The sequence below is a fragment of the Sinorhizobium terangae genome (genome assembly GCF_029714365.1).
Taxonomy (GTDB): Bacteria; Pseudomonadota; Alphaproteobacteria; order Rhizobiales; family Rhizobiaceae; genus Sinorhizobium; species Sinorhizobium terangae.
In genome coordinates, this window is the sequence record NZ_CP121659.1 from 3,964,376 (window position 1) to 3,970,375 (window position 6,000).

5 protein-coding genes are annotated in these 6,000 nt (G+C 61.8%); 3 read left to right on the top strand and 2 right to left on the bottom strand.

What is annotated here, in order from left to right; all coding sequences use genetic code 11:
* Positions 1–244: 244 nt before the first annotated feature.
* Together ubiB and ubiE are read right to left on the bottom strand one after the other, a co-directional pair.
* On the bottom strand, positions 245–1,819 hold the full coding sequence (gene ubiB / locus QA637_RS18680; protein WP_283062758.1) for a 2-polyprenylphenol 6-hydroxylase: 1,575 nt from the start codon (positions 1,817–1,819) through the stop codon (positions 245–247).
* Positions 1,820–1,824: 5 nt separating this feature from the next.
* Positions 1,825–2,601: a bifunctional demethylmenaquinone methyltransferase/2-methoxy-6-polyprenyl-1,4-benzoquinol methylase UbiE gene (ubiE, locus tag QA637_RS18685; protein ID WP_283062760.1), complete on the bottom strand. Its 777-nt coding sequence runs from the start codon at positions 2,599–2,601 to the stop codon at positions 1,825–1,827.
* 221 nt (positions 2,602–2,822) lie between these two features.
* Here ubiE and mutM point away from each other — a divergent pair, with 221 nt between their 5' ends.
* From mutM to rpsT, 3 genes are all read left to right on the top strand, one after another.
* On the top strand, positions 2,823–3,713 hold the full coding sequence (gene mutM, locus QA637_RS18690; protein ID WP_283062762.1) for a bifunctional DNA-formamidopyrimidine glycosylase/DNA-(apurinic or apyrimidinic site) lyase: 891 nt from the start codon (positions 2,823–2,825) through the stop codon (positions 3,711–3,713).
* A gap of 39 nt (positions 3,714–3,752) precedes the next feature.
* Positions 3,753–4,526 (top strand): enoyl-CoA hydratase, encoded by a 774-nt coding sequence (locus tag QA637_RS18695; protein ID WP_153442583.1) that lies wholly within the window; start codon positions 3,753–3,755, stop codon positions 4,524–4,526.
* Positions 4,527–4,720: 194 nt separating this feature from the next.
* Positions 4,721–4,987, top strand: coding sequence for a 30S ribosomal protein S20 (gene rpsT, locus QA637_RS18700; protein ID WP_136506717.1), 267 nt, complete (start codon positions 4,721–4,723; stop codon positions 4,985–4,987).
* Positions 4,988–6,000 lie beyond the last annotated feature (1,013 nt).

Consider the following 6,000-nt stretch of genomic DNA (forward strand, 5'->3'; position numbering starts at 1 on the left):
GTGCGTGGTCACCATCGGCACGAGCGCAAAACGACTGTCCATGGCCGGATGCTACTTCAGGATGCGAAGAATCGGAAGGGGGATCGCAAGAGAGGGACAAAGTTTCCGCAGCGGCCGCCACCTTCTCCACTTGTGGGGTCCGCCGCGGGGGCGGGAGACAGTGGCGCCCTCTCAAATCCCCTGCGCCGGCGGGGAGAGGGTTAGTCCTCGGGTTAAATCCGAAGAGAGGGGCGATTACTGCCTATCATCCGAGCTGCCAGGCGATATAGATGAGCGTCGCCGCGATAATCCAGAGCGCGACGCGGCCAGAGCGCGTGTGGCGCGCCTCGGCCTTGCCGATCGCATGCGCGGTCTCGGCATCGAAGCGCAGGCCGTTTTCGCTCATCGCCATGAGTTCCGATGAGAATCGCTCGGTCCGGGCGGCGATCTCTGGCACTGCCTCGGCAACCCGGAGCGCCGCATGCAGGCCGTCGCGCAGATCGGCGACAATGCGCTTCGGGCCGAGATTGTCGCGGATCCATGTGCCGACGACCGGTTCCGACGCTTTCCACATGTTGAAACGCGGGTTGAGCGTGCGGGCCACACCTTCGACTACGACCATCGTCTTCTGCAGCATCACCAGTTCGGGGCGCGTCTGCATGTCGAAGAGCTCGGTAACCTCGAAGAGCAGCGTCAGGAGCTTCGCCATCGAGATGGTCTCGGCCGGCTGGCCGTGAATCGGCTCACCGATCGCGCGGATCGCCTGGGCAAAGCTCGCGGCGTCGTGATGGGATGGAACGTAACCCGCCTCGAAATGCACGTCGGCGACGCGCTGGTAGTCGCGCATGATGAAGCCGTAAAGGATCTCGGCGAGGAAGCGGCGTTCCTTTTTGCCGAGCCGCCCGACGATGCCCATATCGACGGCGACGATGTGGCCGGCGTCGTCGACGAACAGATTGCCCTGGTGCATGTCGGCATGGAAGAAACCGTCACGCAGCGTGTGCCGCAGGAAGGACTGGATCAGCGTTTCGGCGAGCCGGTTGAGATCGTGGCCGGCCCGCTTCAGTCCTTCGATATCGGACATCTTCACGCCGTCGATCCATTCCATGGTGACGACGTCGCGGCCGGTGCGTTCCCAATCGACCTTGGGCACGCGAAAACCGGAATCCTCTTTGGTGTTTTCTCCGAGTTCGGAAAGTGCTGCGGCCTCGAGCCTCAGGTCCATTTCGACCTTGGTCGTCTGCTCCAGCGTCTTTGTCACCTCGACCGGCCTCAGCCGCCGTGTATAGGGAAGAAACCGCTCCTGCATGCGGGAGACCAGGTACATGGCCTCGATGTCGGCGGCAAAGCGCTGGCGCACGCCGGGCCGGATGACTTTGACGGCCACCTTTTCGCGCTTGCCGTCGCGCAGAACGACGGCGGGGTGGACCTGTGCGATCGAGGCGGCAGCCATCGGCTCGGAAAATTCGGCAAAAAGCGCATCGACCGATCGGCCGAGCGAGCCTTCGATCGCGGCCCTGGCGTCGCTTTCAGGAAACGTCGCCATCCGGTCCTGCAAGAGCGAGAGATCGGCGGCGAGCTCGGCACCAACGACATCCGGGCGCGTCGCCAGGAACTGGCCGACCTTGACATAGGAGGGGCCAAGCCGTTCGACGGCGCGGGCAAGACGACCGCTGCGCGCCTCAAGCCGGGCCCTGCGGCGGGCAAGCAGGCCAGCGAGCCGCTGCACGAAGCGTGCCAGCGGAGGAAGATGCTCGGACGGAACGGCAGAAAAGGCGTCCTCGCGCGCAAGGACCCAGCCGATCCGCACGAGGCGGAAATATGCTCCAGGCGTGCTCATTGCGTTCAGATTTTCCAGCCGGAATGAAGTGCCGCGATACCGCCGGTATAATTGGTGAACGAGACGCGTGAAAAGCCGGCATCCTTGATCATCGCGGCGAAATCGCGCTGGTTGGGGAACTTCCGGATCGATTCGACCAGATACTGGTAGGGCGCATCGTCACCCGTGATCAGTTTGCCGAATTTGGGAATCGCATTGAACGACCAGGCGTCATAGAAACGGTCAAGCAGCGGCATCTCGACGTCGGAAAACTCGAGCACCAGCAGCGGTCCGCCGCGCTTCAAGACGCGATAGGCCTCCTTGAGCGCCACGTCGATGCGCGGCACGTTGCGGATGCCGAAGGCAATCGTGTAGGCGTCGAAGGAATTCGGATCGAAAGGCAGGTCTTCGGCATTGGCCTCGACGAAGTCGAGATTGGGCGAAAGCTTCTTCTTGCTTGCCCGTTCGGCGCCGACGGCGAGCATCGAGCCGTTGATGTCGAGCACTGTCGCATGGGCCTTGCGATCGGAGGCTTCGACGATGCGAAACGCGATGTCGCCGGTGCCGCCTGCCACATCGAGCACCCGATAGCCTTCGCGCCGCGGCGGATTGAGCGCCGCGATCATCGCATCCTTCCAGACACGGTGAAGCCCGGCCGACATCACGTCGTTCATGATGTCGTAGCGCTTGGCGACCTTGTGGAAGACATCGTTGACGAGCGGCTGCTTTTCGCCCGCGCTGACCTCGCGAAAACCGAAGGAGGTTTCCATGCCCCCATTGGCCGATACTCGCTCATCCGTCATTACGAAACTCCACTTCAACCAAATTTGGCGGCACCATAGCGAAATCGCCCCATCCGCGCTATCTCAGCGGTGAGGATGGCTGCCGCCTACAGCCTCGTGCGTCTTTCGGACGCACGAGGTCGCTGTAACACTTTCAAATCGCTGCATCCCTATAGGACATCAATGCCGTGAAGGGAATGCCGCGCACGACCGGTGCGCGAGCGCAACAGGGAAGACGAACAATGCCGGAATTGCCCGAGGTCGAAACGGTGAAGCGGGGGCTGGCGCCGACCATGGAGGGGGCGCTTCTCGTGCGGGCCGAGTTGCGCAGGCCGGACCTGCGCTTTCCCTTTCCCGACAATTTTTCAGCTTCGGTCTCCGGGCGCCGCATCGTTTCCCTGTCGCGCCGCGCCAAATATCTGATGATCGATCTCGAAGGCGGCGATGTCATCATCGCGCATCTCGGCATGTCCGGTTCTTTCCGGATCGAGGCCGGCGACGATCCGGCGAGACCGGGCAAGTTCCATCATCCGCGCGGTAAGGACGAGAAGCACGACCATGTGATTTTCCATCTCAACGGCCGATCCGGCCCCGCGCGCGTGATCTACAACGACCCGCGCCGCTTCGGCTTCATGGATCTCGCCCGGCGCGACGGGATCGCCGATCACGTGTTCTTCCGCGACCTCGGCCAAGAGCCGACAGGCAACGCGCTTGATGCCGCCTACCTCGCCCAGCGCTTTGCCGGCAAGGCGCAGCCGCTCAAGGCAGCGCTTCTGGATCAGAAGATCGTTGCCGGCCTTGGCAATATCTATGTTTGCGAAGCGCTGTGGCGGTCGGACCTGTCGCCCTCCCGCCCCGCCGGCTCGCTGGTGGACAAGCGCGGACGCGCGAAGCAAGGCCTGGTGACGCTGACGCAGTCGATCCGCGAGGTGATCGCCGACGCTATCGCCGCCGGCGGCTCGTCCTTGAAGGACCACATCCAGGCGGATGGCTCGCTCGGCTATTTCCAGCATTCCTTTTCGGTCTACGATCGTGAAGGCGAGGCTTGCCGCAAGCCGGGCTGTGGCGGTACCGTCGCCCGCATCGTTCATGCCGGGCGTTCGACCTTCTACTGCCTGCGCTGCCAGAAATAGGGCGCTCGATCGGGCGCCTCCGAACGGAGGAGATCAAGAATGAGTTACGAGACGTTGCTGGTCGAAACGCGCGGACGCGTGGGCGTGATCACGCTCAACCGCCCGCAGGCCCTGAACGCGCTGAATTCGACCGTGATGCGGGAGCTCGATGCTGCGTTCAAGGTCTTGGATGCCGACAAGGACATCGGCGCGATCGTGCTGACCGGTTCGGAACGTGCATTCGCGGCCGGTGCCGATATCAAGGAGATGCAGGCGCTCGATTTCGTCGATTCCTATCTTGGCGATTTTCTCGGCGGCTGGGAGCGGGTGGCCGGCGCCCGCAAGCCGCTGATTGCCGCCGTTTCCGGGTTTGCACTCGGCGGCGGCTGCGAGCTCGCGATGATGTGCGACATCATCATTGCGTCGGAGACGGCGAAGTTCGGCCAGCCGGAGATTACCCTCGGCGTCATTCCGGGCATGGGCGGTTCCCAGCGCCTCACGCGCGCCGTCGGCAAGGCCAAGGCCATGGATCTGGTGCTGACCGGCCGGATGATGGATGCGGCGGAAGCTGAACGGTCGGGACTCGTTTCGCGTGTGGTGGCACCTGAAAAACTGATGGAGGAAGCGCTCGCCGCCGCAGAAAAGATCGCCGCCTTCTCGCTGCCGGCGGTGATGATGGCCAAGGAGGCAGTCAACCGCTCGCTGGAGGTTACCCTGGCCGAAGGTCTGCGCTTCGAGCGGCGGCTTTTCCAGTCGCTCTTCGCGACCGAGGATCAGAAGGAGGGGATGGCCGCCTTCGTCGGAAAGCGCAAAGCCGAATTCAAGCATAAGTGACGCGCGCAAACCGCGCAGTTTTCTCAATTTTGCGCGTTGACGAGAGGGCGGTTTCCAGCTATACGCCGCCCTCAGTTTGGAACGCCGCTTTCTGAGGCTTTCCGATAATGCTCCCGAATTGCTTTGGATGACAGGTCGCAGTGACCCGGCACGGCGAAGGCGGAGTTCATGTCAGTTTTCGAAGAGAGGCATCAATGGCCAATACAACTTCGGCGAAAAAGGCGACCCGCAAGATCGCACGCCGCACCGCAGTGAACAAGGCCCGTCGTTCGCGCGTCCGCAACTTCATCCGCAAGGTGGAAGAAGCCATCGCCTCCGGCGATCAGGCAGTCGCCGCTGCCGCCCTCAAGGCAGCGCAGCCGGAACTGATGCGCGCCGCCACCAAAGGTGTGCTGCATGCCAACACGGCATCGCGCAAGGTTTCCCGCCTTGCACAGCGCGTGAAAGCCCTTTCGGCCTAATCCGGCTAAATAAAAATCTGTTGAAGAAACGCCCGGCCCTTGCGCCGGGCTTTTCGGATTCATACTTCTGTCACGGCAATCGGCAAATCGCCAGTTTTGGCGTATGTCACTGCGATGACAAAATTTTTGATGCAATTTCAATGGCTTACGCGAGGTCTTTGCGCGAGTGTCGTCGAAGATCGGGGACAAGCGGGGTCCGAAGCGAGTCAAGCGAATTTTTATTTTTTTTCTTTTTCGCCAGCTAAGCAAGCGCGCGCAAATCAAAACCCTTGATTCAACAGCGATTCTTGATGGACTCAGAATGCGGCAAGCAAAAGGCGGCGAGAGAGTCAACCGGCGGCGTTTAACGGTCGGTAAAATTCGCGATTGATCTTGCCCAACGATCCTGCCTAAATGCCTCGCACAGGGGACACGGATCATATCTGTAAAGGGAAGAACAGGGCCATTTCGATAGAGGTGGCTTCGAGCTTTCTGTTCTCTGTGGCGGGGTCATTCCACGTCGTTCAATCATACAAGTCGAGATAAAAAAACCGGACCGACGCTTCGTTCCGGAACGAGGATCTTTCGTCTTTTGGTTGAGTGGGTGGCCGGGCAATGGGAGGACGCCGGAAGGCGTTCCAGGAAAGAAGGAGACAGGTGGGCTGCCCGCTTCGTACGAGGGTGCGGCGCAGCCGGCGAGGAATGCGACTCTGACGCGGCTTGAAAACAGCCGGGTGGAGTCGGTAAAGGCGAGGCGCGAGGGGACATTCGCTCACGAAAGCGAGCGGATGAGCGCAGCGCGCACCGGAACGGGATATGAGGAGCCCGGCTTTCGGTGCGACAGGGCGTCCGTCGGGCGCGGCATGGCTTTGAAGGCGGCCGTGCCAGGCGGGCATAAGAGATGAGGCCGGCAGCAATGACGGCATCGGAGCATGAATTTGGAAGGCGGCAACATGCAGATGAATTTGGCGACGGCACCTGACGCGCGTCAGGCCGGAAGCAATCAGTCTCAGGCGGCGGGGGAAAAACAGGAC